Raw genomic sequence first — 24,091 nt, forward strand, 5'->3', positions numbered from 1 at the left:
GCCGGTTTCGGATGGTGGAACAACGCGGATCGAAACGACTTTGATCCGTTCAGCCCGTAGACGCTGGTCGGAATATGCGGGCATTGAAAAAAGCTGCGCTGTCTTCACTTTTCATCCTGGGCGGGACGTGTTACCAGCCACCGCCAATCCTGCAGAGGAAGAGACGAGTCGGCGCTGCCCGTATGGTTCCAGCGCCTTTCCTGCATTTCCGGGGGTGGCCCATGTCCAAGATCATTGAAATGTCGACCGGCGCCATGGCGCTCACCTTCGACGACGTTCTGCTTCAGCCCGGGCATTCCGAAGTGATGCCTGGCGAAACCAACATAAGCACCCGCATTGCCAGGGACATCGACCTCAACGTGCCGATCCTTTCGGCCGCCATGGATACGGTCACCGAGGCCCGGCTTGCCATCGCCATGGCGCAGGCGGGCGGCATCGGCGTCATCCACCGCAATTTCACCCCGGTCGAGCAGGCCGAACAGGTGCGCCAGGTCAAGAAGTTCGAATCCGGCATGGTGGTCAACCCAGTGACCATCGGTCCCGAAGCGACATTGGCCGACGCCCTCGGGCTGATGAAATCGTACAGCATTTCCGGCATTCCGGTGGTGGAGAACGGCGGCAATGGCGGCCAGAAGACCGGCAAGCTCGTCGGCATCCTGACCAACCGTGACGTCCGCTTCGCCTCCAATCCAAACCAGAAGGTTCGTGAGTTGATGACTCACGAAAACCTCATCACCGTCAACGAAACGGTCGACCAGGACGAGGCCAAGCGCCTCTTGCATCGGCATCGCATCGAGAAACTGCTGGTCGTCGACAGCCAGGGCAACTGTGTCGGCCTTATTACGGTCAAGGACATCGAAAAGTCGCAGCTCAATCCCCACGCGTCAAAAGACAGCCAGGGCAGGCTGCGCGCGGCTGCTGCCACCACGGTCGGCGATGACGGCTTCGAGCGGGCCGAACGGCTGATTGATGCCGGCGTCGATCTTCTCGTCATCGATACCGCGCACGGTCATTCCCAACGCGTCCTCGACGCTGTCACCCGTGTGAAGAAGATGTCCAACTCCGTCCGCATCATGGCTGGCAATATCGCCACCGCCGAGGCGACCAGGGCGTTGATCGATGCCGGCGCCGACGCGGTCAAGGTCGGCATCGGACCGGGCTCCATTTGTACCACACGTATTGTCGCAGGCGTCGGCGTCCCGCAATTGTCGGCCATCATGGCGGCTGTGGAGACCGCCGAAAAATCGGGCGTTTCCGTCATCGCCGATGGCGGCATCAAATATTCCGGCGATCTGGCGAAAGCGCTTGCGGCCGGATCGACCGCCGCGATGATCGGTTCGCTGCTTGCCGGCACGGATGAGAGCCCGGGCGAGGTGTATCTGCATCAGGGCCGGTCGTTCAAAGCCTATCGCGGCATGGGCTCGGTGGGCGCCATGGCGCGTGGGTCCGCCGATCGCTATTTCCAGGCCGAGGTTCGCGACACGCTGAAACTTGTTCCGGAAGGCATCGAGGGGCAGGTGCCTTACAAGGGACCTGTGGCCGGCGTATTGCACCAGCTTGCGGGCGGCCTGAAAGCCGCTATGGGTTATGTTGGTGGCCGCGACCTTGCCGATTTCCGCGAACGTGCCACTTTTGTACGCATATCCAATGCCGGACTTCGTGAAAGCCACGCCCATGACGTCACGATCACCCGCGAAAGCCCCAATTACCCGGGAGCAATCTGACCGGCTGGCCGCCGAAACCGGCGCCATGGTCGAGTTTGTCCTGGGTTTGCAGCGGCACGCAGCCGCCCTCTGTATTGCGACGGCTTGCCTGTTCCTGGCCATGACGGGCCTTGAATTCCTGTATTTCCAGCAGCTTAGCGGTGGCTTGCCGTCGCTCGACCTGCGGTTTTTCGGCTTTACGCCGGATGAAGCGATGGTTTGGCTGACCGCCCTTGGCCGGCGCGGCAGCGAAATCATCATCGTATGGCACTATCTCACCTTCGATCTCGTGTTCCCCGCGCTCTTCTCGCTGGCGCTGATGAGCCTGCTGCTGGTGAGCGGAAACGCATTGCCGCGCTTCGCTGCAGTCCCCGAGCGAATGCAGGCGGTTTTTGCACTTGTCCTGGTTCTGCCCTACACGCTGTGTGACTATGCGCAGAACATTGCCGTCGTGCGTCTCCTGTCGGATTTCCTCTCTGCGAACCCGGATTCTCTGGCTTTCGCCTCCACGCTGATCGTCTGCAAGTTCGTTTTCGGTGTCATTCCCGTGATCGTGATCGCCGCTTTCCTGCTTGCAGGCCGGAAGAGGCAATAAATTCGCCGCATCCTAGGAGCTTGGATGAGCCCGACCGCAATATTATGGCCCATGCTGGCGCATGTGCTGCTCGTCTACATGGTCTATCTGGTGCTGGGTGTCCGAAGGCGCAGAACGGTAATGACCGGCGCGACCAAGGTCGGTCAGTTCAAGGTTCGTTCGCAGGAACCGGAAATCAGCGCGACCGCCGCCGCCAACGTCATGAACCAGTTCGAACTGCCAGTGCTGCTTTATGCGCTGTGCCTGGCGCTCTATGTCACCGATGGCGTGTCATACATCACGCTGGCGCTGACGTGGATTTTCGTAGCGATCCGCTATTTCCACGCCTGGGTTCATCTGACCAGCAACGATCTGCGGCTGCGCAGCGGGTCTTTTGCCCTTGGCTTCCTTGTCCTCGGCCTGGGTTGGATATGGCTTGCGCTGCATATCCTGGGCATCGTCTGAAGACCGACCGCGCCGCCGTCAGGCCTCGATGTCGAACACTGCGATCTTGCGCTTTTCGAACTTGATGCCGATTTCGCCGCGCACCAGACGAAGCGCCTTCTCACCAAACACGGTACGGCGCCAGCCTTGCAGGGCAGGGACTTCGGCAGCGTCGCCTTCACCCGCGATTCGGTCGATGTCGTCGCTGGAGGCGAGGACTTTCGTGGCGACGCCTTCCTGTTCGGCCACGATGCGCAGCAGCACCTTCAGCAACTCCGCCGCGGCGCTGGTGCCTTCCGGTGGCTGGAAGTTTTTCGGAAGCTTCGGCATCTCCTCTTTCGGCAGATCGAGGGCGGAATTGATGATGCCGAGCAGGGCGCTGGCCGTCGCCGACCGCTCCCAGCCCTTTGGTGTCGTCCGCAGCCGGCCGAGCGCCGTCACGTCGCGCGGCGCCTGCTGGGCGATCTCATAGATGGCGTCGTCCTTGAGCACCCGGCCGCGCGGCACATCGCGTTCGCGCGCCTCGCGCTCGCGCCATGCGGCGACAGCCTGCACCACCGCCAGTTCCTGCGGTTTGCGCAGCCGCATCTTCAGGCGTTTCCAGGCGTCTTCGGGATGTGGATCGTAGGTCGCCCGGGAAGTCAGGACCTCCATTTCCTCGTTGAGCCAATGCGCGCGATCTTCGCGCTCCAGCTCGGCGCTGAGATACTGGTAGACGTCGATCAGGTGGGTGACGTCGGCAAGCGCATAGTCGAGCTGCTTGTCGGACAGGGGCCGATGTCGCCAGTCGGTGAAACGTGACGACTTGTCGAGCCGCTCGCCGGTGACCTTCTGCACCAATTGATCGTAGGAGACGCTGTCGCCGAAGCCGCACACCATCGCCGCCACCTGAGTGTCGAACACCGGATGCGGGACGAGGTCGCCGAGATGGACGACGATTTCGATGTCCTGGCGAGCGGCGTGGAAAACCTTGGTGACGGCCTCGTTGGCCATCAGCTTGAAGAACGGCTTGAGGTCGATCCCGGGCGCCAGCGGGTCTATCAGCGCGGTGACACCGGGCGCGGCCAACTGGATGAGACACAGCACCGGCCAGAATGTCGTTTCGCGGATAAACTCTGTGTCAACGGTGACGAATTTCGACTTTTCGAGTGCGGTGACGGCTGTTTCAAGCTCGTCCTGAGTGGTAATGACGTGCATCAAATCGCTTTTTTGCCAGGAAGTTCTCTTTCCATTTCAGTCGATGGCGCTTTCGTCAAGTCAAGCAGCGGCTTGAGTGCCCCACTTGGCAATTTTAGTAGACCACAACGCTTCGGATCGACTTGCCTTCGTGCATGAGGTCGAACCCGCGATTGATCTCTTCCAGCTTCAGCGTATGGGTGATCATCGGATCGATCTCGATCTTTCCTTCCATGTACCAGTCGACGATCTTGGGCACGTCGGTGCGGCCGCGCGCGCCGCCGAAAGCCGTTCCCATCCATGTGCGGCCGGTGACCAGCTGGAACGGCCTTGTGGTGATTTCCTGCCCGGCTCCGGCAACACCGATGACAATGGATTTGCCCCAGCCGCGATGAGACGATTCAAGGGCTTGTCGCATCACTTTCACGTTTCCGGTGCAGTCGAACGTATAATCGGCACCGCCGATCTGGTCGGCGCCGCGCTTGGTCAAATTGACGAGATAGGGCACGATGTCGCCCTCGACCTCCTTCGGATTGACGAAATGCGTCATGCCGAAGCGCTCGCCCCATTCTCGTCTGTCGTTGTTCAGATCGACGCCGATGATCATGTCCGCGCCGGCCAGCCGCAGGCCCTGGATGACGTTGAGGCCGATGCCGCCGAGGCCGAACACCACCGCCGTCGCGCCGATCTCGACCTTGGCGGTGTTGATGACCGCGCCGATGCCGGTGGTGACACCGCAGCCGATGTAGCAGATCTTGTCGAACGGCGCGTCTGGATTGACCTTGGCCAGCGCGATCTCCGGCAGCACGGTGAAGTTCGAGAAGGTCGAGCAGCCCATGTAGTGGAAAATCTTGTCCTTGCCGATCGAGAAGCGGCTCGATCCGTCCGGCATGACGCCCTGGCCCTGCGTGGCGCGGATGGCGGTGCACAGATTGGTCTTGCGCGACAGGCAGGACGGGCACTGGCGGCACTCCGGCGTATAGAGCGGGATGACGTGATCGCCCTTCCTGAGTGAAGTCACGCCCTTGCCGACATCGACCACGATGCCTGCGCCCTCATGGCCGAGAATAGCCGGGAAGATGCCCTCCGGATCGGCGCCGGACAGGGTGAATTCGTCGGTGTGGCAGATGCCGGTCGCCTTGATCTCGACCAGCACCTCTCCTTCACGCGGTCCTTCGAGATCGACCTCCATGATTTCGAGTGGTTTTCCGGCTCCAACGGCGACGGCGGCACGGGTTTTCATTGCAGATGCTTCTCCTGCTCATAAATCAAACTCAAACGTCGAGAATTTCACGATCATTCCAATCGTTCCGTAGATCGCCTCTGCGATACCGGCGAAGAAGACAGAAAACTGCAATGCCGGTAACGAACGGAATGACGGCACCACTGTAAATCCACGGCTTTGCTGCCTCCGCATCACCGTTGAAATAGGAATTAACCAACCAGACGGTGGCGACGGTAGCGAGGATCGATAGCAACAAATCGACCAGATAGATTGCAGTGAAGACCAGGAACCTTGGCCAAATCCCGTGCGAGGCGCCGCCGCTGCTACAAGGATCGAGACGAAGAACCCTCGGATAAACGGCGCGATTGGAATTGCGCCCGTCTGAATTTCGTACACATGGATAACCTGAGTGGTTGCGACGGCACCTATGCCGGCCGCTAGAGCGAGAGCTATAATGTTCAGCGAGAACCTTTTGGCCCAAACCATGTGTCGTTCCCTTCTGAACGGCGTTTAAAGCATAGCGATCAAACATTAGCTTCATCGACAAGCTGAAGCCACAGTGTCTTTTCCAGGTTCCAGAGATCGGCTGAATGTGTGAGGTGTTCGACGCCAGCATGACGCTTGAGCAGGACCGTCTAACTCCATAGAAAGGTATGCAGGCCGGAGGAACGACGTCTCGATGTTCAAGAAAATCCTGATCGCCAATCGCGGTGAAATTGCTTGCCGCGTCATCAAGACCGCAAAACGCATGGGCATCGCGACGGTGGCCGTGTATTCCGACGCGGACCGTGACGCGGTTCATGTCGAAATGGCGGACGAGGCAGTGCATATCGGCCCGTCGCCGGCGGCGCAAAGCTATCTCGTGGCGGAAAAGATCATCGAGGCCTGCAGGCAGACCGGCGCCGAAGCCGTCCATCCCGGTTACGGCTTCCTGTCCGAGCGCGCCTCTTTCTGCGCCGCGCTGGAAGAGCAGGGCATCGTCTTCATAGGCCCCAAGCCGAAGGCCATCGAGGCGATGGGCGACAAGATCGAATCGAAGAAGTTCGCCAACGCCGCACAAGTGAGCACCGTGCCGGGCTATCTCGGGGTCATAGAGGACGCCGACCATGCCGAAAAGATTGCCGGCGAGATCGGCTATCCGGTGATGATCAAGGCCTCCGCCGGCGGCGGCGGAAAGGGTATGCGCATTGCGTGGTCTGACGCCGAGGTGCGGGACGGCTTCGACCGCGCCCGATCGGAAGCGAAAAGCTCCTTCGGCGACGACCGCGTCTTCATCGAGAAATTCGTCGTCGAGCCGCGCCACATCGAGATCCAGGTGCTGGGCGATGCCCACGGCAACGCCATCTATCTCGGCGAGCGCGAATGCTCGATCCAGCGGCGCAACCAGAAGGTCGTCGAGGAGGCTCCGTCGCCTTTCCTGGATGAGAAGACGCGGGCGGCGATGGGCGAGCAGGCGGTGGCGCTGGCGAAAGCCGTCGATTACCAGAGCGCCGGCACCGTGGAGTTCATCGTCGACAAGGCGAAAAACTTCTACTTCCTTGAAATGAATACCCGATTGCAGGTCGAGCATCCGGTGACCGAACTGATCACCGGCGTCGATCTGGTCGAACAGATGATCCGGATCGCCGCCGGCGAGAAGCTTGAGATCAAGCAATCCGACGTAAAACTGAAAGGCTGGGCGGTGGAGAGCCGCCTCTACGCCGAGGACCCGTACCGCAATTTCCTGCCGTCCATCGGCCGGCTGACCCGTTATCGGCCGCCGGAGGAGGGCACATTCGGAAACGTGACGGTCCGTAACGATACCGGTGTGACCGAGGGATCGGAAATCTCGACCTATTACGATCCGATGATTGCCAAGCTCTGCACCTGGGCGCCGACGCGCCCGGAGGCGATAGATGCCATGTCGGAGGCGCTGGACAATTTCGTCGTCGAGGGCATTGAGCACAACATCCCGTTCCTCGCCGCGCTGATGCAACATCCGCGATGGCGGGAAGGACGGCTTTCCACCGGCTTCATCGCCGAGGAATATCCGGATGGATTCGCGCCGCGGGAGCCGGCGGAAGAGGAGAAGACAGTTCTGGCTGCCGTGGCGGTGGCGATCGAGCTTCTGCGCCGCGACCGGCTCGACCGCCTGTCCGGTCGGCTGGCGCCGCATTCAGGCGCAATCAAGGCCGAATGGGTGGTGCGGCTGGGCGACGACTATATCGATGTGACGATGACCGAAGGCATGATCGGCGTGCCGTTCGAAGCAGATCTGGCGATCGGCGGCGCGAAGCCCGTCACCGTCGTGTCCGATTGGCGGCCGGGCGATCCGATCTGGGTCGGCGTGGTCGGCGGAACGCCGGTTTCGGTGCAGGTCAGACCGGCCCCTAACGGGGTCCGGCTCGCTTGGAAAGGCCTGTCGGCGATGGCGCGCACCATGTCGCCGCGCATCGCTGAGCTCGACCGGCTGATGCCCGTCAAGCTGCCGCCGGACACCTCCAGGATGCTGCTTTGCCCGATGCCCGGCCTCGTCATGTCGATCGCCGTCACGGAAGGGCAGGAGGTCAAGGCCGGCGAAACGCTTGCCGTCGTCGAGGCGATGAAGATGGAGAACGTGCTGCGCGCCGAACGCGACCTGACGGTGTCGAAGCTCAACGCCAAGCCCGGTGACAGCCTTGCCGTCGATGCCGTCATCATGGAATTCGCCTGAATGGGGCGATGTGATCGCAACCGCGCTGGACTTGCCAGGCGTGGTCCGGGACAATGCGTCATCATCGAATTGAGTCCCTTGAGCAGCACGATACCCGATGGCGGATGACAGACTTCCACGCGACCCGCTGATGCGTGAGGCGGCGATGCGCGCGGCGCGTCCCGAACGGCCCGACCGCGCCTTCGTGCATCTGCGCGTCCACTCCGCCTATTCGCTGCTGGAAGGCGCGTTGCCACTGGGAAAGATCGTCGGCCACGCCATCAAGGATGAAACCCCCGCAATCGCCGTCACCGACACCAACAACCTTTTCGGCGCGTTGGAATTCGCGCAAAAGGCGGTCAAGGACGGCATTCAGCCGATCATCGGCTGCCAGGTCGACCTGGTGTTCTCGGGCGAATCGAACGAGGGCCAGCGCGACCGCCGCCGTCAGGGCGCGGACATGCATCCGGTGGTCATTCTCGCTGCGACCGAGGCGGGTTATGCCAATCTCGTCAGGCTGGTGAGCCGCGTCTATCTCGACACGCCGCCGGGCGAGGCCATCCATCTCAGCACCGGGATGCTGGAAAAAAATACCGATGGCCTCATCTGCCTGACCGGCGGCCCGCGGGGACCGATCGGCACGGCGCTCAAGCAGGACCATCGCGATCTCGCCGAAACGCGGCTGTTGATCCTCAAGGCGATGTTCGGCGACCGCCTCTATGTCGAACTGGAGCGCGTCTCGGGCTACGACCGCCGCGTCGAGCAGGGGGCCATCGACCTTGCCTACCGCCACGAACTGCCGCTGGTCGCGACCAACGAGGCGTTCTTTCCGGCGCGCGACGACTATGAGGCCCATGACGCCCTGATCGCCATCGCCGAAGGCGCGGTCGTCGCTTCGGACAACAGGCGGCGGCTTTCGCCAGACAATCACCTGAAAAGCCAGGCCGAAATGGCCAGGCTGTTCGCCGATTTGCCGGAAGCGATCGACAACACCGTCGAGATCGCCTTACGCTGTTCCTACTATCCGAAGAATCGCAATCCGATCCTGCCGCGCTTCACGGGCGGCGATATCGCCGATGCCGAAACGGGCGTGAAGGCGGAAGCGGAGGAACTGGCGCGGCAGGCGCGCGAAGGCCTGGAGGCGCGGCTGGCGGCGCATGGCCCGACGCCGGGACATACGGTCGAAGACTATCAAAAGAGGCTGGACTACGAACTCGGCATCATCGAGCGGATGAAGTATCCGGGCTACTTCCTCATCGTTGCCGACTTCATCAAATGGGCGAAGGCGCAAGGCATTCCCGTCGGTCCCGGCCGCGGTTCCGGCGCCGGATCGCTCGTCGCCTACGCCACCACCATCACCGACATCGACCCGCTGCGTTTCTCGCTGCTGTTCGAGCGCTTCCTCAATCCTGACCGCGTCTCGATGCCGGATTTCGACATCGATTTCTGCCAGGACCGGCGCGAAGAGGTCATCCGCTACGTACAGGCCAAATATGGCCGCGACCAGGTCGGCCAGATCATCACGTTTGGAACGCTGCAGGCGCGGGCGGTACTGCGCGATGTCGGGCGTGTCCTGCAGATGCCGTACGGCCAGGTGGATCGCCTGTGCAAGATGGTGCCGCAGAACCCGGCCAACCCGGTCAAGCTGGCGGATGCCATCGCCGCCGAGCCACGCTTCGCCGAGGAGGCCGAGAAGGAGCCCATCGTCCAGACGTTGCTCGACATTGCGCAGAAGCTGGAAGGGCTCTACCGGCACGCCTCGACCCACGCCGCCGGCATCGTCATTGGCGACCGGCCGCTGTCCGAACTGGTGCCTATGTACCGCGATCCGCGTTCGGACATGCCGGTGACGCAGTTCAACATGAAAAAGGTCGAGGACGCCGGCCTGGTAAAGTTCGATTTCCTCGGCCTCAAGACGCTGACGGTGCTTGAAACGGCGGTGAAGCTCATCCGCCGGCGTGGCATCGATATCGACCTGGCCGATATTCCCCTCGACGACCCTGAGACCTACGCCATGCTGTCGCGCGGCGAGGTGGTCGGCGTGTTCCAGGTTGAAAGTGCGGGCATGCGCAAGGCGCTGATCGGCATGAAGCCGGACCGGATCGAGGACATCATCGCGCTGGTGGCGCTCTATCGCCCCGGTCCGATGGAGAACATCCCGACCTACAACGCCCGCAAGCACGGCGAAGAGGAGATGACCTCGATCCATCCCAAGATCGACCATCTGGTGAAGGAGACGCAAGGCGTCATCGTCTATCAGGAACAGGTCATGCAGATCGCGCAGGAGCTGTCGGGCTATTCGCTCGGCGAAGCCGATCTGCTGCGCCGCGCCATGGGCAAGAAAATCCGCGCCGAAATGGACAAGCAGCGCGAGCGCTTCGTCACCGGCGCGGTCGACCGTGGCGTCGGAAAACCGCAGGCGGATTTCATTTTCGATCTGCTGGCCAAGTTCGCCGATTACGGCTTCAACAAGTCGCATGCCGCCGCCTATGCGGTCGTGTCCTACCAGACAGCCTATCTCAAGGCGCATTATCCGGTCGAATTCCTGGCTGCCTCGATGACGCTGGACATGTCGAACACCGACAAGCTCGCCGATTTCCGCCAGGACGCCATGCGGCTTGGCATCGAGGTCGTCGCCCCGTCGGTGAGGAGCAGCTTCCGCGATTTCGAAGTCGGCGAGAACAAGATCTTCTACGCCCTTGCCGCCATCAAGGGCATCGGCGATGCCGCCGTCGAACATATCGTCGAGCGGCGCAAGGAACGCCAGTTCACCAGCCTGGATGATTTCGTCCAGCGGGTCGATCCGCGCATCGTCGGCAAGCGCGTGTTCGAAAGCTTGATCATGGCCGGCGCGCTGGATTGTTTCGGCCGGGACCGCGCCTCCATGATGGCCGGTGTCGAGGCCATCATGAATGCCGCGGCTTTCGCCCAGGCCAGCGCTACCAGCGACCAGATCGACATTTTCGGCGCCGGTGGCGCCGCGGCGAAACCGGAAGCCATTCGCCTGCCTCCCGTCGATCCATGGCTGGCCGCCGACCGGCTGCACCGCGAGTTTCAGGTCGTCGGCTTCTACCTCTCGGCGCACCCGCTGGATGAATACAAGGCGGCGCTTGAGAAGATGCGCGTCCAGAACTGGGGGGATTTTTCGGCGGCGGTGAAGCGCGGCGCCACTGCCGGACGGCTAGCTGGCACGGTCACCTCCAAGCAGGAGCGCAAGACGCGCACCGGCAACAAGATGGGCGTCATCACCTTTTCGGACACCAGCGGCCAGTACGAGGCAGTGCTGTTTTCAGAGACGCTGGCGCAATACCGCGACCTGCTGGAACCCGGCAAATCGGTGGTGATCGAGGTCGGTGCCGAAGACCGGCCTGAAGGCGTCAATCTGCGCATCAACAAGGTGCAGTCTCTGGAAGACGAGGCGAGCCGGGTGCAGAAATCGCTCCGCATTTTCGTGCGCGACGCCGCTCCGCTAAACACTCTGGCCAGCCAGCTCGGCGTCAGGGGCGAGGGCCAGGTGAGCTTCGTGCTGCTCAAGGGCGAGGCGCAGGGCGAGGTCGAGATCGCACTGCCGGAGCGCTACAGGATTTCCCCGCAGGTCGCCTCGGCCATGCGCGCCATCCCGGGCGTCGTGGAAGTGGAACTGGTCTAGGTGCTGGGGCTGGACAAATCGGCCCGACATGCACTGAAAGGCCGCCCTGTCGCCGTTCTCTGCGTGCTGGACCTTTCGCACTTCCGGCGCTATCGGCATTGGCATGACCTCTGAAGACAAGGACCTCGAACAGGACGCCTCCGCGTTCGGGCGGCTGCGCGATACGCTGCGGCGGCTTTATCACGGCACAACACCCGCGGCCTTCCGCTTCCAGATCGCCGCCGTGCTTGTGGACCTCGCCATCATCGGCTTTTTCGTCGCGACGCCGGTGCTGCAGGAGACCCGTGCCTTCCTGTGGCTGGATTATGCCGTGGCGGCGCTGGTGGCAGCCGATATCGGCGCCCGCCTTCTCGCGTCCAACGACGTCCTGCGCCAGTTCAGGCAGCCGACAACCTGGGTCGACATTTTCATCCTGCTGACGCTGCTGTTTCCTACCGCTCTCGCCAATCTCGGCTTCCTGCGCATCCTGCGGCTTTGGTCGCTGTCGCGCAGCGGCGGGTTGTGGCGTCATTTCCGCGATCCGCATCTGCGCGAATGGCGCGACGCCAGCCATGCGGTCATCAACCTGCTGACCTTCCTGCTGGTCGTCACAGGTTTCGTCTACACCTTCTTCTTCCGCGACGGGGCAGGGCTCGCCGGGTATGTCGATGCGCTCTACTTCACCGTTGCGACCGTCACGACGACCGGTTTCGGCGACATCGTGCTACCGGGCATGGCGGGAAAGCTCACAGCCATCGTCACCATGATCATCGGCATCTCGCTGTTCGTGCGGCTCGCGCAGGCGATCTTCCGGCCGGCCAAGGTCTACTTCCCATGCCCGCAATGCGGCCTGTCCCGCCACGAACCGGATGCGGTGCATTGCAAGGCCTGCGGACATATCCTGAATATACCCGACGAGGGAAACTGACGGGAACAAGGCCACGATGTCAGCTCGCGGCGACCTCTGCCGGCTTCGGCGCGCGCCGCTGGATGTTGAGGAGATTGCCGGCCAGGATCAGCGCCGCGCCGCCGGCGGTGAAAATGTCGATCTGTTCCTGGTAGAGCAACCAGCCGATCAGCGCCGAAAGCGGCACCCGCAGGAAATCCATCGGCGAAATCACCATGGCGTCGGCATGCGAAAGCGCCCGCGCCATGCAGAAATGCGATGACATGCCGGTGAAGGCGATGACGATGATCCATGGCCACAGTTCGAGCGGCGGATTGCGCCATTCCATCAGCGCAGGACCCAGTCCGAGCACGGACTGAACGACCAGCATCCAGAAGATGATGCGCACGACGCTTTCGGTGCGGGTCAAGGATTTGACCATAGCCACCGAAATGCCGAAGCACACGGCGGCGCCAAGAACGATCAGATGCCCCGGATCGACCGAATCGGTCGCAGGACGCACGATGACGATCACGCCGACAAGGCCAAGCACGATCGAGATGATACGGTTGCGGCTCAGCTTCTCGCCCAAGAAGGCGACGGCGAGCAGGGCTGTCCAGATCGGCGTGGTGAATTCGATGGAAATCAGTACTGCCAGCGGGATCAAGGTCAGTGCGTAGAGCCACGCACCCTGGCCGACATAGTGTACGACGTTGCGGGCGACATGCACGCCCAGACGCTCGGATCGCATGGCGGAAAAACCGCCATTGGTCATCACCAGCGGCAGCAGGATGAACCAGCCGATCACCGAACGCATCTCAAGCACCTGGAAAACGCCGAGCACGCTCGTGGTTTCCCTCCCGGCGATCGACATCGCCAGGAAGGATGCTATCGAAAGCACCATCCAGAAAGCGGCTTTTGGGACAGAAGGTTCGGATGCCATGGCCGCTATGTCGCAAGCCACGGCATCGCCCGCAACCGCTAGGCTAACGCTTTCGCATGGGCCAGTTCTGACCCATTATTTTAGATAGTCCTAAAATACAGCCAGGTACTTCAGCAGCGAGATGATGCCGATGATGATGACGACGATCTGGGCGATCTGTTTCATCCGACCGTCGAGCGGCAGGCGCTGGACGAGCCAGAGCACGAGGATGATCACCAGGAAGGTGATCAGGATGCTGATAAGTGCAGAAGAAGCCATTTTCCCTCACAAATGAAAAGTAACAAACAAGGCGCATAACGCGCTGATCCCGTTGGTGGTTCCACCGGGGACGTGCAGGGCGGCGAACTTGTTGTGGACAGGTCCCGGGGAAACACCGACGGCTCAATCGTCCAACGGTTCGGGTGGGTGCGCGTTGCGTCCCTTGCCGAACGTGTAGCCGGTCTCGACCGCCTTGCGGCCGAACTTGTCGCGTAGCGTATCGATCGCGCCTTCGGCCATGGCGCGCTTGCGAGACTGCACATCGACAAGATCGGGCGGGTCGGCTTTTCCATCGTCGGAAAGGTCGCTGACACCGATGCCAAGCAGGCGAAACCGGGTCCCATCGGTCTCCCGCCGCAGGAGTTCCAATCCTGTGGAGAAGATGCGGTCGGCCAGCCGAGTCGGATCGCCGAGCTGGCGGTTTCGGGTCCGGGTCTTGAAGTCCTGGGTTTTCAGTTTCAGCACTACGGTGCGCCCGGCGATTCCCGCCTTCTTCAGCCTTGCGGACACCTTTTCGGATAACGCCCGCAACACAGGCACCAGATCCGGCAGCGTCGCCAGATCGGTGTCGAAAGTGGTTTCCGCCGAAACGCTTTTTGCGTCATGATCGGGGTGAACGCGGCGGTCGTCCTCGCCCCGCGCCAGCCGGTAGAGCCTGTCGCCCATCACGCCATAGCGCCGCAGCAGGTCGCCATGTTCCATCTTTTGCAATTGGCCGATGGTGCGGATGCCGTCGCGCTGAAGCGTCGATTCGAAAGCCTTGCCGACGCCCCAGATGAGCGTCACCGGCTGCTCGGCGAGGAAGGAGACGGCTTCCGCCTCGCCGATGATCGAGAACCCGCGCGGCTTGCGGAAATCGGAGGCGACCTTGGCGAGGAACTTGCAGTAGGAAAGGCCGGCGGAGACGGTGATGCCGATGTCCTTTTCGACGCTCTGCGCAAAGCGCGCCAGCACAAGCGCCGGTGGCAGGCCATGCAGCCTCTCGGTGCCGGAAAGATCGAGGAAGGCTTCATCGATGGAAATCGGCTCGACCAGCGGCGTCAGCGCCTGCATCATTGCCCGCACCTCGCGGCCGACCCGCACGTATTTTTCCATGTCCGGCTTGATGACGATGGCTTCAGGGCAGGCGGCAAGCGCCTTGAACATCGGCATGGCCGAACGGACGCCCTGGATACGGGCGATGTAGCAGGCCGTCGAGACGACGCCGCGCTTGCCGCCACCGATGATGACCGGTTTGTGCTTCAGGGCGGGGTTGTCGCGCTTTTCCACCGCGGCATAGAAGGCGTCGCAATCGATATGGGCAAGATGCAGACGATACAGCTCGGCGTGGCGCGACAGTCGCGGACTGCCGCAGCGCTCGCAGCGCTGGGCGCCGCCGCTTTGCAGCGTCAGGCAGTCACGGCAGAATCCATGTTCGGGATCGTTGACGGTATACGCCATCGCTGGAACTCGAGCGGAGCAACGGGAATCTCATAGCACCCTGAACCGGCCAAGGCGACGGAGTCTAGAGGCCGAGGGCTGCCGCGATCTTCGGGCCGGCCTCGCGCCAGTCCTCGACCATGACGATGTCGTCCGGCAGTTGCGGCAACAGGTGCCGCAGCGCATTGTCGCTCATCAGGTGAAAGAGATGGATGTCGGGAAGCGTTTCCCGTGCCGACAAAAGGTTGCTGGGCTGATCGTCGACGAAAGCGACCGGCCTTTGCGTCTGGCCACGCAAACGGGCGATCGCCGGTCCCTTGGCCATATCCGTGGTCAGGACCGGATAGTGAAGGCCGAGCGCCGCCAGATGGTCGCGGCGGATGGCGCGATGCTTGTGCGGCATCATCGTCAACAGCACGATTTCGGCGCGGCCATGGAACTCTGCAAGCGCCTCCGCCGCGCCGTCGGTGACGCTCTGCCACTCCGCCTGTCCGTCGAAGAATTCGGCGAGCAGGGCGGTTACTTCAGGCTGTTCGATAACCCTGCCGCTTGCCCTTTCCGCGATATTGCCGGTCAGGCGCAGCGACCGCATGCTGACATCGAAGCCGCGTTGATCGAGAAACTTCGGGAACGGCCGGCTGAACTCGAGCACCACGTCATCGACGTCGAGCACCAGCAAGGGGCGGTCGTCGTCGGCCAGTTCCTCGATCTGGCGCAGCGTTTCGGGATCGTCGCTCATATGGATCGCTCATGATTGTCGTCGCCGAGTGGCAAGGCCTTGAATGCCTTGCCGACGGCGTCGGGCGGCGTGCCGGTTTCTTCCGCGAATCGCATCAGGGTCGGTTCGTGCGCCAGGATGAATTGCAGCACGCCGGCCATGAAACCCGGTTCGCGCGCGGCGCGGCGGATGGAATTCGCGTCGATGCCGGTAATCGCCAGGAAGCGCGGCAGCAGTTCGGGATCGGCGGCGATGAAGCCCAGCGCGCGAACGGCTATCGCTTCGGCCTCCTCGCGCATTGACGCTTGATCTTTCATCGTTACCTTTGCTTCGTGCGCTATGAGAGTCTCGCGCTCCGAAGTAGCTGGTGAAGTCGCCGGGGACAAGTCGCAGGCTTTGCCTGATTGCCGCACGTAAAACTGAATGGCTTTTGCTGCGGCGGATTTGCCTTTCATCAATGTTCTTGTTGTAGCCTGAATACGGGTAAGGTGCGTTTGCGGTCGTGAACGCATAGCGGCTCCTTTTCAGGAAGGATGCCGGATTGGGGATTTGATGCCTAAGAAAGTGATGATCGTCGAAGACAATGAGCTCAACATGAAGCTCTTTCGCGACCTCATCGAGGCGAGCGGCTACGAGACCGTGCGCACCCGCAACGGGCTGGAGGCGCTGGATCTGGCGCGCAAGCACAGGCCCGATCTCATCCTCATGGATATCCAGCTTCCCGAAGTCTCGGGGCTGGAGGTGACGAAATGGCTCAAGGAGGATGACGATCTCCACGTCATTCCCGTCATCGCCGTCACCGCCTTCGCCATGAAGGGCGATGAGGAACGTATCCGCCAGGGCGGCTGCGAGGCCTACATTTCGAAGCCCATCTCCGTGCCGCGCTTCATCGAAACCATAAAATCCTATCTGGGCGATGCATGACGTGGCCCGTTCAGACCACCTGGAGCAGTAATCGATGACCGCGCGGATACTTGTCGTAGACGACGTGCCGGCCAATGTGCGGCTCCTGGAGGTTCGCCTGCTGGCCGAATATTTCGAGGTCCTGACCGCCTCGAATGGCCCCGACGCCATCGAGACCTGCGAGAACGGCAAGGTCGATGTCGTGCTTCTCGACGTCATGATGCCGGACATGGACGGGTTCGAGGTCTGCCGGCGCCTGAAGCGCGATCCGGCGACCGCGCATATTCCCGTCGTCATGGTCACCGCGCTGGATCAGGTTTCGGACAGGGTGCGCGGTCTTGAGGCCGGCGCCGACGATTTTCTCACCAAGCCGGTCAACGACTTGCAGTTGATGACGCGGGTGAAGAGCCTCGTGCGCTTGAAGACATTGACGGACGAATTGCGGCTGCGCGCCTCGACCACCCGTAACATCGGCATCGAGGAACTGCTCAGCCGCACCTTCAACGCCGAGGAGACCACGCCGAAGGTGCTGCTCATCGACGAACGGAAATCGTCCTTCGAGCGCATCCGCAAGATTCTTGGGCCAACCGCCGAGATCGACGTCGCGACCGATCCACATGCCGGCTTCTTCCAGGCAGCGGAAAATGCCTATGAATGCGTACTGATCTCGACCGGCTTTGCCGATTTCGATCCGTTGCGTCTGTGTTCCCAGCTGCGCTCCCTCGACCGCACGCGTTTCCTGCCGATCATTCTGCTGGCGGACGAGGGAGAGGAGGAGCGGATCATCCGCGGGCTGGAATTGGGCATCAATGATTATCTGACGCGCCCCATCGATCCGCACGAGTTGACGGCGCGGCTGCGCACCCAGGTCCGCCGCAAGCGCTACAACGACCAGCTGCGCGCCAGCGTCACGCAGACGATCGAGATGGCGGTGACCGACGGGCTGACCGGCCTGCACAACCGCCGTTACCTCGACAGCCATCTCCAGACGTTGTTCGAGCGGGCCGTGGCGCGCCGGCGTCCGCTGTCGGTCATGATCACCGACATCGACCGCTTCAAGTCGGTCAACGACACGCACGGACATGACGGCGGCGATGATGTGCTGCGCGAATTCGCCCGTCGCCTGCGCAAGAATGTGCGCGGCATCGATCTGGCCTGCCGGTTCGGCGGCGAGGAGTTTGTCGTCGTGATGCCGGATACCGAAGGCCATGTGGCGGAAAAGGTGGCTGAGCGCATCCGGGCCGAGATCGCCAAGGAGCAATTCGCCATCGGCCACGACGGCAAGACCATCGCGGTGACCGTCAGCGTCGGCGTCTCGTCGCTGCTCAAAGGGCTGGATTCGGTCGAGGCGATGATGAAGCGCGCCGACCTCGCGCTCTATGAGGCCAAGAGCGGCGGTCGCAACCGCGTCGTTGCCAAGGCGGCCTAGGAATCAGCGGCCGCCCGGATCCGGGCCTGTCGCGCCGTCAAGATGGCATGGTTACGAATTTACCTTAATCCAAGCGATTCGCGAGCGTTGGTTAAGAAACTATTGATTTCGATAAGCTCTTGCGCAAATGTGCGGGCAACGGGATGGCGTTGGCGCGGGGGGACGGCCACAGCATCCAGGAATACCCCATGATGCTCAGGTCCGCCGCATCTCCTGGGTCCGTGGGGTCGGCCGGCCGGCGCTGGCGTATAGTGGCCTCCTCGTACCGCTGCCAGATTGCCGACCGGCCCCCTTTGTTTAATGCCGCACAAGAAGATCAGCGGATAACCCCAGCTGGCCTAGAGTTTTTTCAACCTGAGAAACAAAAAAGCCGCCCGAAAGGGCGGCTTTTTTCGTCCGTAGGAAACCCGGATTACTTGATCTTGGTTTCCTTGAATTCGACGTGCTTCTTGGCGACCGGGTCGTACTTGCGGAACGACAGCTTGTCGGTCTTGGTGCGGCTGTTCTTGCTCGTCACGTAGAAGAAGCCGGTGTCGGCGGTCGAAAGAAGCTTGATCTTGATGTTTGCGGCTTTGGCCATGGTGATCGTCCGTTGATGTCTTGGAGTTAGAGCCGCAAGTGCCTCGGAATGTTCCGGACGCGGAAAACTTGGCGGGACACATAAAGAAAGCGCCCGGAAAGTCAAGCCTCGGCCCAAGTTGCGGGCAACGACAGATCGAAGCGGGGAAACTACCTGCCGTCTGCGTGAAGCTGACGCCGGTCATGTCGTATGCCCGTTCGGCTTTTCGACGGTTTCAGGGAAGAAATCGGACGCCGCTTTGCGCTTGCCAAACATCATGTCGTACTGGATGAAGCGGAAGTCGCGGATTTCCGGATCGATATCCTTCGCGCGCGCCCAGTCCGGCGTCGCGTCGCCATTTGCCGACAGCAGCAGGTTGCGATCGACGACGCTGTACTGCTTGCGCATTTCACCAAGGAAGCCCGTGTAATAGGGATGCGTAATGCCAGCTGTCTTGAGGATGTGGTACGGCAGGAACGCCGGGCTGACGGCGCCCATGTCTTTCACTGGACCGGTCTTGTTCGACCACACGACCAGCGGCGTCTGGTGATGCAGCAGCATCTGGTCCGGCGATTCCTTGCGCGGCGCGACAGGCTCCTTGAGGAAGCCGGTTTCAACGTAGACGGGTCCTAGCGGCGGCAGGTGGTCGCCGAAGAAGGCGATGACGGTCGGCCGCTCGCGCTTGTTCGCCCATTCGATCAGCTTCTGAAGACCCTTGTCGGCATCCGAGGCGCCTTCAGTGAAGCTCAGCAGCGAATCCTGCGCCCATTGGCTGGTCGAAGCCTGCACCTTGTGAGTCGGATCCGGATAGCGGTGCGGCTCGTAAGGCCCGTGGTTCTGCAGACTGACGGCGAAGAAGAAGAACGGGTCGTCGGTGGCGTCGGCCTCCTTGATGATCTCCTCGGTCATCGAGGCATCCGAAGCCAGCGGACCGCGCTTTTGCATGTTCGGAAGGTTCTCTTCCGACTTGAAGTCGTCGAAGCCGAAATCCTTGTAGACCGGGCTGCGATTCCAGAACCAGTTCGTACCGGGGTGGATGGCGCGCGTCGCATAGCCTTCGCTTTTCAGGAAGGTGGCGACGGACGGAATCGGTGCCCGCACATATTGCTGGTAGGGGATGCTGCCGGCCGGCAGGAAAGCATTGGAAAAGCCGGTCAACGCCTCGAATTCGATATTAGCGGTCATGCCCCCGAATTCAGGCGAGAACATATGCCCCGACTGCAGCCCGCGCACCGTCGGGATTGGGTCAGGCGTGATCTTCACGTTGGGCAGCCGGCTCGGATCCCAGAAAGATTCGCTCATCACCACGATAATATCCGGCTTCTGCGGCGGCATCGAAATCGCGGCCTCGGGCTTGGCGATCGCGGCAATTGCCTTCTCCGAATAGCCGGCAGGCGCCGAGACATGCGCCATCGGCACGTTCAGCGCGAACGCGAGGGCAAAGCCGTTCGAATTGTAGTTTTCCTTCTGGTCCCACATCATCGGGATGATCTGCAGCCGATCGCGGCTCCACGAGAAGGTCGCGTAGTCCATGATCGAGACGAAGAAGGCCAGCAGAGGCACACTGATGACCAGCCGCGCCAGACGGCCCGTATAGGGAATCGCCGGGGCGCGGCGGCGCCATGTACGCCAGGCATAGATCAGCAACGCCAGCCCGGCGATAATTCCAACTGCCATCGCGACACCGGCAAACGGCCTTTCGCGCACCAGCAGCGGCATCAGTTCGACGATCTGCCGTGCGTAGAGAAAATCGGTCGGGTAGAGCGGATCGCCCAGATAAAGCGATTTCTGGTGACCAATGAAAGCAAGCGCCAGGATAAGCGGCGCTACCACGAGCAGGCTGAGATGCCGTCGGCCGAGCACGGCGTCGAGCGCAACCAGGATCAGCGCAAACAGGATAACCGTGGTCCAGCCCGGCTTGAACGGTTGCAGGAAAAACTCGACGGTGGCCAGGAAATCGCCCCGGAAAATCAGTTCGACGGAAAAAACCAGCGCAGCCGACGCCAGCAAGGACACCAGGACGCAACGCAGGGCCGGCCAAAAAGCACGGTTCTGAGCCACAATTTGCGATTTGAAATCACCAGATGCCGCCGCCGCGACCGCCTGGCCTGTCACACTAGCTGTCACTTTGAACCCCGACCGCGAACGTCATGCAATTGTCACTAAACCGTCACCCAGACCTAAAGGTTGCGGCGGAATTGAGAAGAGCTGGCAAACAAATCGTGTTCGGTTTTAACCGAGTGTGATCCGGAAAAACCCCGCGAGGCCAGACAGTTGGCGGCAATTCGATTAGACAGGATCGTGCGTCGGCTCAAGTCCAAATCGCATGGAATCAAGCCCGGAACGAAAAACGAAAGCTTCGATTCCCGTAGTCTCGTTTTTGACGAACGGCCGAACCGAGAGGGCGTGTCTCACATTGAATTTCTGCTAATGCTGGGAAGCAATCGCCCGCGATGTCACCGACTCCCGGCGTGCGGGACGTGCAACGGGCTGACGGCTCTTGCTTTTCGAGGGCTCTCGTCTTGAGGGAGAAGCGCTGGGATGACCACCGACCGAGACACCGTGCGGTCCTATGATTCGGTCGCGGCCGAATACGCCGCCGAGGCCGCGGCGATGCCCGGATGGGTCGCGACAGAAATCGATGCGTTCGTAGCCGATCTGGGTGGCTCGGGCAGAGTGCTCGAGATCGGCAGCGGTGGTGGGCGAGATGCGCTTGAGCTTGAGAGCCGGGGGATCAGCGTCCGGCGCACTGACATCTCGAAGGGTTTCGTCGATCTGCTTCGCGAGAGTGGCTTCGAGGCCGACCTGTTGGACCCGCTGACCGACGAGTTGGCCGATCCACGGCGTCCCGATGCGCCGTACGACGGAATCTGGGCCTGCGCCTGCCTGATTCACGTCGCGCGCAAGGATTTTGGGACGGTAGTTGGGCGGCTTGCCGAGGCGACCCGGATTGGCGGGCGGCTACATGCTTCTGTTAGAGAGGGCGATGGCGAGGACGTGTCCACACACGGCAGCGCTGCAACGCCTCGACGTTACGTCGAGACATACTGGCGCGAGCCTGCCCTGCGGTCCGCGCTCACAGACGCTGGCTGGCTCGTCAGCGAGGTGCGCCGGTACGTTGGAAAGCCCGATGATCGGTGGCTGAGCATTCGGGCGAGTCGGTCATGACTCAAACAAGGTTGTGAACCCGGATGGAGGCAGCGTGTCATGTCCGAATGCGGCGCCAAGCGGGGTAGATCGGGCATCCGTTCGGGGTCGATAGCCGAAATTCAAACTGAGACACGACCGCCGCACCGACGCGAGGCGAGGCTTGACTTCCAGGCCCGGCTTGGCGCAACAGGCTGGCGAGAGCAACGATGAGGCTGCAAATGGCGATTGCGTTCACCTTTCCGGGCCAGGGCAGCCAGGCTGTCGGCATGGGCAAGGATCTTGCGGAGCATTTCCCGGAGGCGCGCCGTGTCTTTCAGGAAGTCGATGATGCTCTCGGCCAGAAGCTTTCGACGCTGATCTGGGAAGGCCCTGAGGAAACGCTGACGCTGACGGCAAATGCACAGCCGGCGCTGATGGCCGTTTCGCTTGCGGCGATTCGGGCATTGGAATCACGTGGGTTTTCGATGCGGGACAAGGTCGGTTACGTGGCCGGTCATTCTCTCGGTGAATATTCGGCGCTGGCCGCTGCGGGCTTTGTCTCGGTCGCCGATGCGGCGAAACTCCTGCGCATTCGCGGAAATGCCATGCAGTCGGCGGTGCCGGTTGGCGAGGGCGCGATGGCAGCCATCATCGGCCTCGAACAGGCAGACGTCGAGGCGGCCTGCGCTGAAGCGGGTAGAGGCTCGGTCTGCCAGGTGGCCAACGACAATGGCGGCGGCCAGCTGGTGATCTCGGGCGCAAAGCCGGCGGTGGAAAAAGCCGCCGCCATCTGTACCGAAAAGGGCGCCAAGCTGGTGCGCATGCTGCAGGTCTCGGCGCCGTTCCATTCGGCGCTGATGGCGCCAGCGGCGGAAGCCATGCGCGAGGCGCTGGCCAATGTGACAAAGGCCGCTCCCTCGGTTCCTGTCATCTCCAATGTCACCGTCACGCCGACAACCGATCCGGACGCCATTGCCAAACGCCTCGTCGAGCAGGTCACCGGCCGCGTCCGCTGGCGTGAGACAGTTGAGTGGTTCGGCGCCAACGGCGTCACCACGCTTTATGAGATTGGTTCCGGCAAGGTTCTTTCCGGTCTTGCCCGCCGCATCAACCGGGACATCGCAACTGCCAATATCGGCAATCCGGCCGACATCGAGGCCGCGCTCGCGGCGCTTGGATGATTGCAACTCGACCACGCCCTTGCCAAGGGAGTGCTCTACGGAGGGGAACATGTTCGATCTGACCGGCCGCAAGGCGCTTGTTACGGGCGCATCGGGTGGAATTGGCGAAGCGATCGCGCGGCTCCTGCACGCGCAAGGCGCTGTCGTCGGCTTGCATGGGACGCGTGTCGAGAAGCTGGAGGCGCTGGCCGCCGAACTCGGCGACCGGGTCAAGCTCTTCCCGGCGAACCTGTCCGACCGCGACGAGGTGAAAGCGCTTGGCCAGAAGGTGGAAGCCGACCTCGAAGGCGTCGATATCCTGGTCAACAATGCCGGCATCACCAAGGACGGCCTGTTCGTGCGCATGTCGGACGCCGACTGGGATTCGGTGATGGAGGTCAATCTGACCGCCGTGTTTCGCCTCACCCGCGAACTCACGCACCCAATGATGCGTCGCCGTCATGGCCGCATCATCAACATCACCTCGGTGGTCGGCGTCACCGGCAATCCGGGACAGGCGAATTACTGCGCCTCGAAGGCCGGCATGATCGGTCTGTCCAAGTCGCTTGCGCAGGAAATCGCCACCCGCAACATTACCGTGAATTGTGTGGCCCCGGGCTTCATCGAATCGGCGATGACCGAAAAGTTGAATGACAAGCAGAAGGAAGCGATCATGGGCGCTATCCCGGCCAAGCGGATGGGTACGTCCGCCGAGGTCGCTTCCGCCGTCGTTTACCTTGCCTCGGACGAGGCGTCCTACGTCACCGGCCAGACGCTGCACGTCAATGGCGGCATGGCGATGATCTGATCGATTGAATTCGCATCGAGAAAAAGGCCGTTGCGCCTTGGAGCCATGGCCTTTTTGGTGTAATGCGGCCCGCAACCCGGCGGTTCGGGCAAAAACCGACCTGTCCGTTGTTGCATTTCGGCAGGACTATCTTTGAGCTTGATTAGCGGCAATCGGCCCGCTAACGAAGACAGACAAACATGAAGACGAGGATGCCCACATGAGTGACACCGCAGAGCGCGTCAAGAAGATCGTTATCGAACATCTTGGTGTGGAAGCCGACAAAGTGACCGAACAGGCGAGCTTCATCGACGATCTGGGCGCGGACAGTCTGGACACGGTCGAACTCGTCATGGCGTTCGAAGAAGAATTCGGCGTCGAGATTCCTGATGACGCCGCCGAGACCATCCTCACGGTTGGTGATGCGGTGAAGTACATCGACAAGGCTTCGGCCTGACGATTTCTCTACGCATTGGCTG

General features: G+C 61.7%; 22 protein-coding genes. 12 read left to right on the top strand and 10 right to left on the bottom strand.

What is annotated here, in order from left to right:
* The first annotated feature begins 221 nt into the window (after window positions 1-221).
* Genes guaB through ASD44_RS04850 form a run of 3 tightly spaced genes read left to right on the top strand, consistent with a single transcriptional unit; the run spans window position 222 to window position 2,742 of the window.
* Window positions 222-1,724: an IMP dehydrogenase gene (gene guaB, locus ASD44_RS04840; RefSeq protein ID WP_056109413.1), complete on the top strand. Its 1,503-nt coding sequence runs from the start codon at window positions 222-224 to the stop codon at window positions 1,722-1,724.
* A 25-nt stretch (window positions 1,725-1,749) separates the two neighbouring features.
* On the top strand, window positions 1,750-2,298 hold the full coding sequence (locus ASD44_RS04845; RefSeq protein WP_056109415.1) for a hypothetical protein: 549 nt from the start codon (window positions 1,750-1,752) through the stop codon (window positions 2,296-2,298).
* Between the two features lie 24 nt (window positions 2,299-2,322).
* Window positions 2,323-2,742 (top strand): MAPEG family protein, encoded by a 420-nt coding sequence (locus tag ASD44_RS04850; RefSeq protein WP_056109417.1) that lies wholly within the window; start codon window positions 2,323-2,325, stop codon window positions 2,740-2,742.
* Window positions 2,743-2,760: 18 nt separating this feature from the next.
* Here the strand turns inward: ASD44_RS04850 and rnd are convergent, their stop codons facing one another.
* The 3 genes from rnd to ASD44_RS18305 form a co-directional block, all read right to left on the bottom strand.
* Window positions 2,761-3,918: a ribonuclease D gene (gene rnd / locus ASD44_RS04855; RefSeq protein WP_056109419.1), complete on the bottom strand. Its 1,158-nt coding sequence runs from the start codon at window positions 3,916-3,918 to the stop codon at window positions 2,761-2,763.
* A gap of 94 nt (window positions 3,919-4,012) precedes the next feature.
* Window positions 4,013-5,140, bottom strand: coding sequence for an S-(hydroxymethyl)glutathione dehydrogenase/class III alcohol dehydrogenase (locus tag ASD44_RS04860; RefSeq protein WP_056109421.1), 1,128 nt, complete (start codon window positions 5,138-5,140; stop codon window positions 4,013-4,015).
* Between the two features lie 18 nt (window positions 5,141-5,158).
* The gene (locus ASD44_RS18305) at window positions 5,159-5,608 is read right to left on the bottom strand and encodes a hypothetical protein (protein WP_156459774.1); all 450 of its coding nucleotides are present in this window, start codon (window positions 5,606-5,608) and stop codon (window positions 5,159-5,161) included.
* 193 nt (window positions 5,609-5,801) lie between these two features.
* On the opposite strand from ASD44_RS18305, the gene ASD44_RS04865 reads away from it, so the two are divergent.
* From ASD44_RS04865 to ASD44_RS04875, 3 genes are all read left to right on the top strand, one after another.
* Window positions 5,802-7,814, top strand: coding sequence for an acetyl/propionyl/methylcrotonyl-CoA carboxylase subunit alpha (locus ASD44_RS04865; RefSeq protein WP_056109424.1), 2,013 nt, complete (start codon window positions 5,802-5,804; stop codon window positions 7,812-7,814).
* A gap of 130 nt (window positions 7,815-7,944) precedes the next feature.
* Window positions 7,945-11,442 carry a DNA polymerase III subunit alpha gene (dnaE, locus tag ASD44_RS04870; RefSeq protein ID WP_244478814.1) on the top strand — a complete coding sequence of 1,166 codons (3,498 nt, stop codon included), beginning with the start codon at window positions 7,945-7,947 and terminating at the stop codon, window positions 11,440-11,442.
* A 103-nt stretch (window positions 11,443-11,545) separates the two neighbouring features.
* Complete coding sequence (locus ASD44_RS04875; protein ID WP_056109428.1) at window positions 11,546-12,349, top strand: potassium channel family protein; 804 nt, start codon at window positions 11,546-11,548, stop codon at window positions 12,347-12,349.
* 19 nt (window positions 12,350-12,368) lie between these two features.
* On the opposite strand, the gene ASD44_RS04880 is transcribed toward ASD44_RS04875, so the two are convergent.
* From ASD44_RS04880 to ASD44_RS04895, 5 genes are all read right to left on the bottom strand, one after another.
* Window positions 12,369-13,250 carry a DMT family transporter gene (locus tag ASD44_RS04880; protein ID WP_056109430.1) on the bottom strand — a complete coding sequence of 294 codons (882 nt, stop codon included), beginning with the start codon at window positions 13,248-13,250 and terminating at the stop codon, window positions 12,369-12,371.
* A gap of 90 nt (window positions 13,251-13,340) precedes the next feature.
* On the bottom strand, window positions 13,341-13,508 hold the full coding sequence (locus ASD44_RS18565) for a Thivi_2564 family membrane protein (RefSeq protein WP_156459775.1): 168 nt from the start codon (window positions 13,506-13,508) through the stop codon (window positions 13,341-13,343).
* 123 nt (window positions 13,509-13,631) lie between these two features.
* Window positions 13,632-14,948 (bottom strand): DNA polymerase IV, encoded by a 1,317-nt coding sequence (locus tag ASD44_RS04885; RefSeq protein WP_056109433.1) that lies wholly within the window; start codon window positions 14,946-14,948, stop codon window positions 13,632-13,634.
* 64 nt (window positions 14,949-15,012) lie between these two features.
* Window positions 15,013-15,666, bottom strand: a complete 654-nt coding sequence (locus ASD44_RS04890) for a hypothetical protein (RefSeq protein ID WP_056109434.1) — start codon at window positions 15,664-15,666, stop codon at window positions 15,013-15,015.
* The gene (locus ASD44_RS04895; RefSeq protein ID WP_056109437.1) at window positions 15,663-15,962 is read right to left on the bottom strand and encodes a DUF3572 domain-containing protein; all 300 of its coding nucleotides are present in this window, start codon (window positions 15,960-15,962) and stop codon (window positions 15,663-15,665) included. The genes ASD44_RS04890 and ASD44_RS04895 overlap by 4 nt, the downstream gene beginning before the upstream one ends.
* Before the next feature lie 235 nt (window positions 15,963-16,197).
* Between ASD44_RS04895 and ASD44_RS04900 the strand changes: the two genes are divergently transcribed.
* Window positions 16,198-16,569, top strand: coding sequence for a response regulator (locus tag ASD44_RS04900; protein WP_010909712.1), 372 nt, complete (start codon window positions 16,198-16,200; stop codon window positions 16,567-16,569).
* A 34-nt stretch (window positions 16,570-16,603) separates the two neighbouring features.
* The gene (locus ASD44_RS04905) at window positions 16,604-17,977 is read left to right on the top strand and encodes a PleD family two-component system response regulator (protein WP_056109439.1); all 1,374 of its coding nucleotides are present in this window, start codon (window positions 16,604-16,606) and stop codon (window positions 17,975-17,977) included.
* A 412-nt stretch (window positions 17,978-18,389) separates the two neighbouring features.
* Here the strand turns inward: ASD44_RS04905 and rpmG are convergent, their stop codons facing one another.
* Entirely contained in the window at window positions 18,390-18,557 is a 168-nt protein-coding gene (gene rpmG, locus ASD44_RS04910; RefSeq protein ID WP_006201775.1) for a 50S ribosomal protein L33, read from the bottom strand.
* Window positions 18,558-18,737: 180 nt separating this feature from the next.
* Window positions 18,738-20,552 (bottom strand): LTA synthase family protein, encoded by a 1,815-nt coding sequence (locus ASD44_RS04915; protein WP_244478721.1) that lies wholly within the window; start codon window positions 20,550-20,552, stop codon window positions 18,738-18,740.
* A gap of 525 nt (window positions 20,553-21,077) precedes the next feature.
* On the opposite strand from ASD44_RS04915, the gene ASD44_RS04920 reads away from it, so the two are divergent.
* The 4 genes from ASD44_RS04920 to ASD44_RS04935 all read left to right on the top strand — a co-directional run bounded on the left by ASD44_RS04920 (window position 21,078) and on the right by ASD44_RS04935 (window position 24,069).
* Window positions 21,078-21,704 (top strand): class I SAM-dependent methyltransferase, encoded by a 627-nt coding sequence (locus ASD44_RS04920; protein ID WP_056109441.1) that lies wholly within the window; start codon window positions 21,078-21,080, stop codon window positions 21,702-21,704.
* A 200-nt stretch (window positions 21,705-21,904) separates the two neighbouring features.
* Window positions 21,905-22,846, top strand: coding sequence for an ACP S-malonyltransferase (gene fabD, locus ASD44_RS04925; RefSeq protein ID WP_056115460.1), 942 nt, complete (start codon window positions 21,905-21,907; stop codon window positions 22,844-22,846).
* A gap of 49 nt (window positions 22,847-22,895) precedes the next feature.
* Entirely contained in the window at window positions 22,896-23,633 is a 738-nt protein-coding gene (gene fabG / locus ASD44_RS04930; protein ID WP_056109443.1) for a 3-oxoacyl-[acyl-carrier-protein] reductase, read from the top strand.
* 199 nt (window positions 23,634-23,832) lie between these two features.
* Window positions 23,833-24,069 carry an acyl carrier protein gene (locus tag ASD44_RS04935; RefSeq protein WP_056109445.1) on the top strand — a complete coding sequence of 79 codons (237 nt, stop codon included), beginning with the start codon at window positions 23,833-23,835 and terminating at the stop codon, window positions 24,067-24,069.
* Window positions 24,070-24,091: the final 22 nt, after the last annotated feature.

It is taken from the genome of Mesorhizobium sp. Root554 (genome assembly GCF_001427025.1).
Taxonomy (GTDB): Bacteria; Pseudomonadota; Alphaproteobacteria; order Rhizobiales; family Rhizobiaceae; genus Mesorhizobium.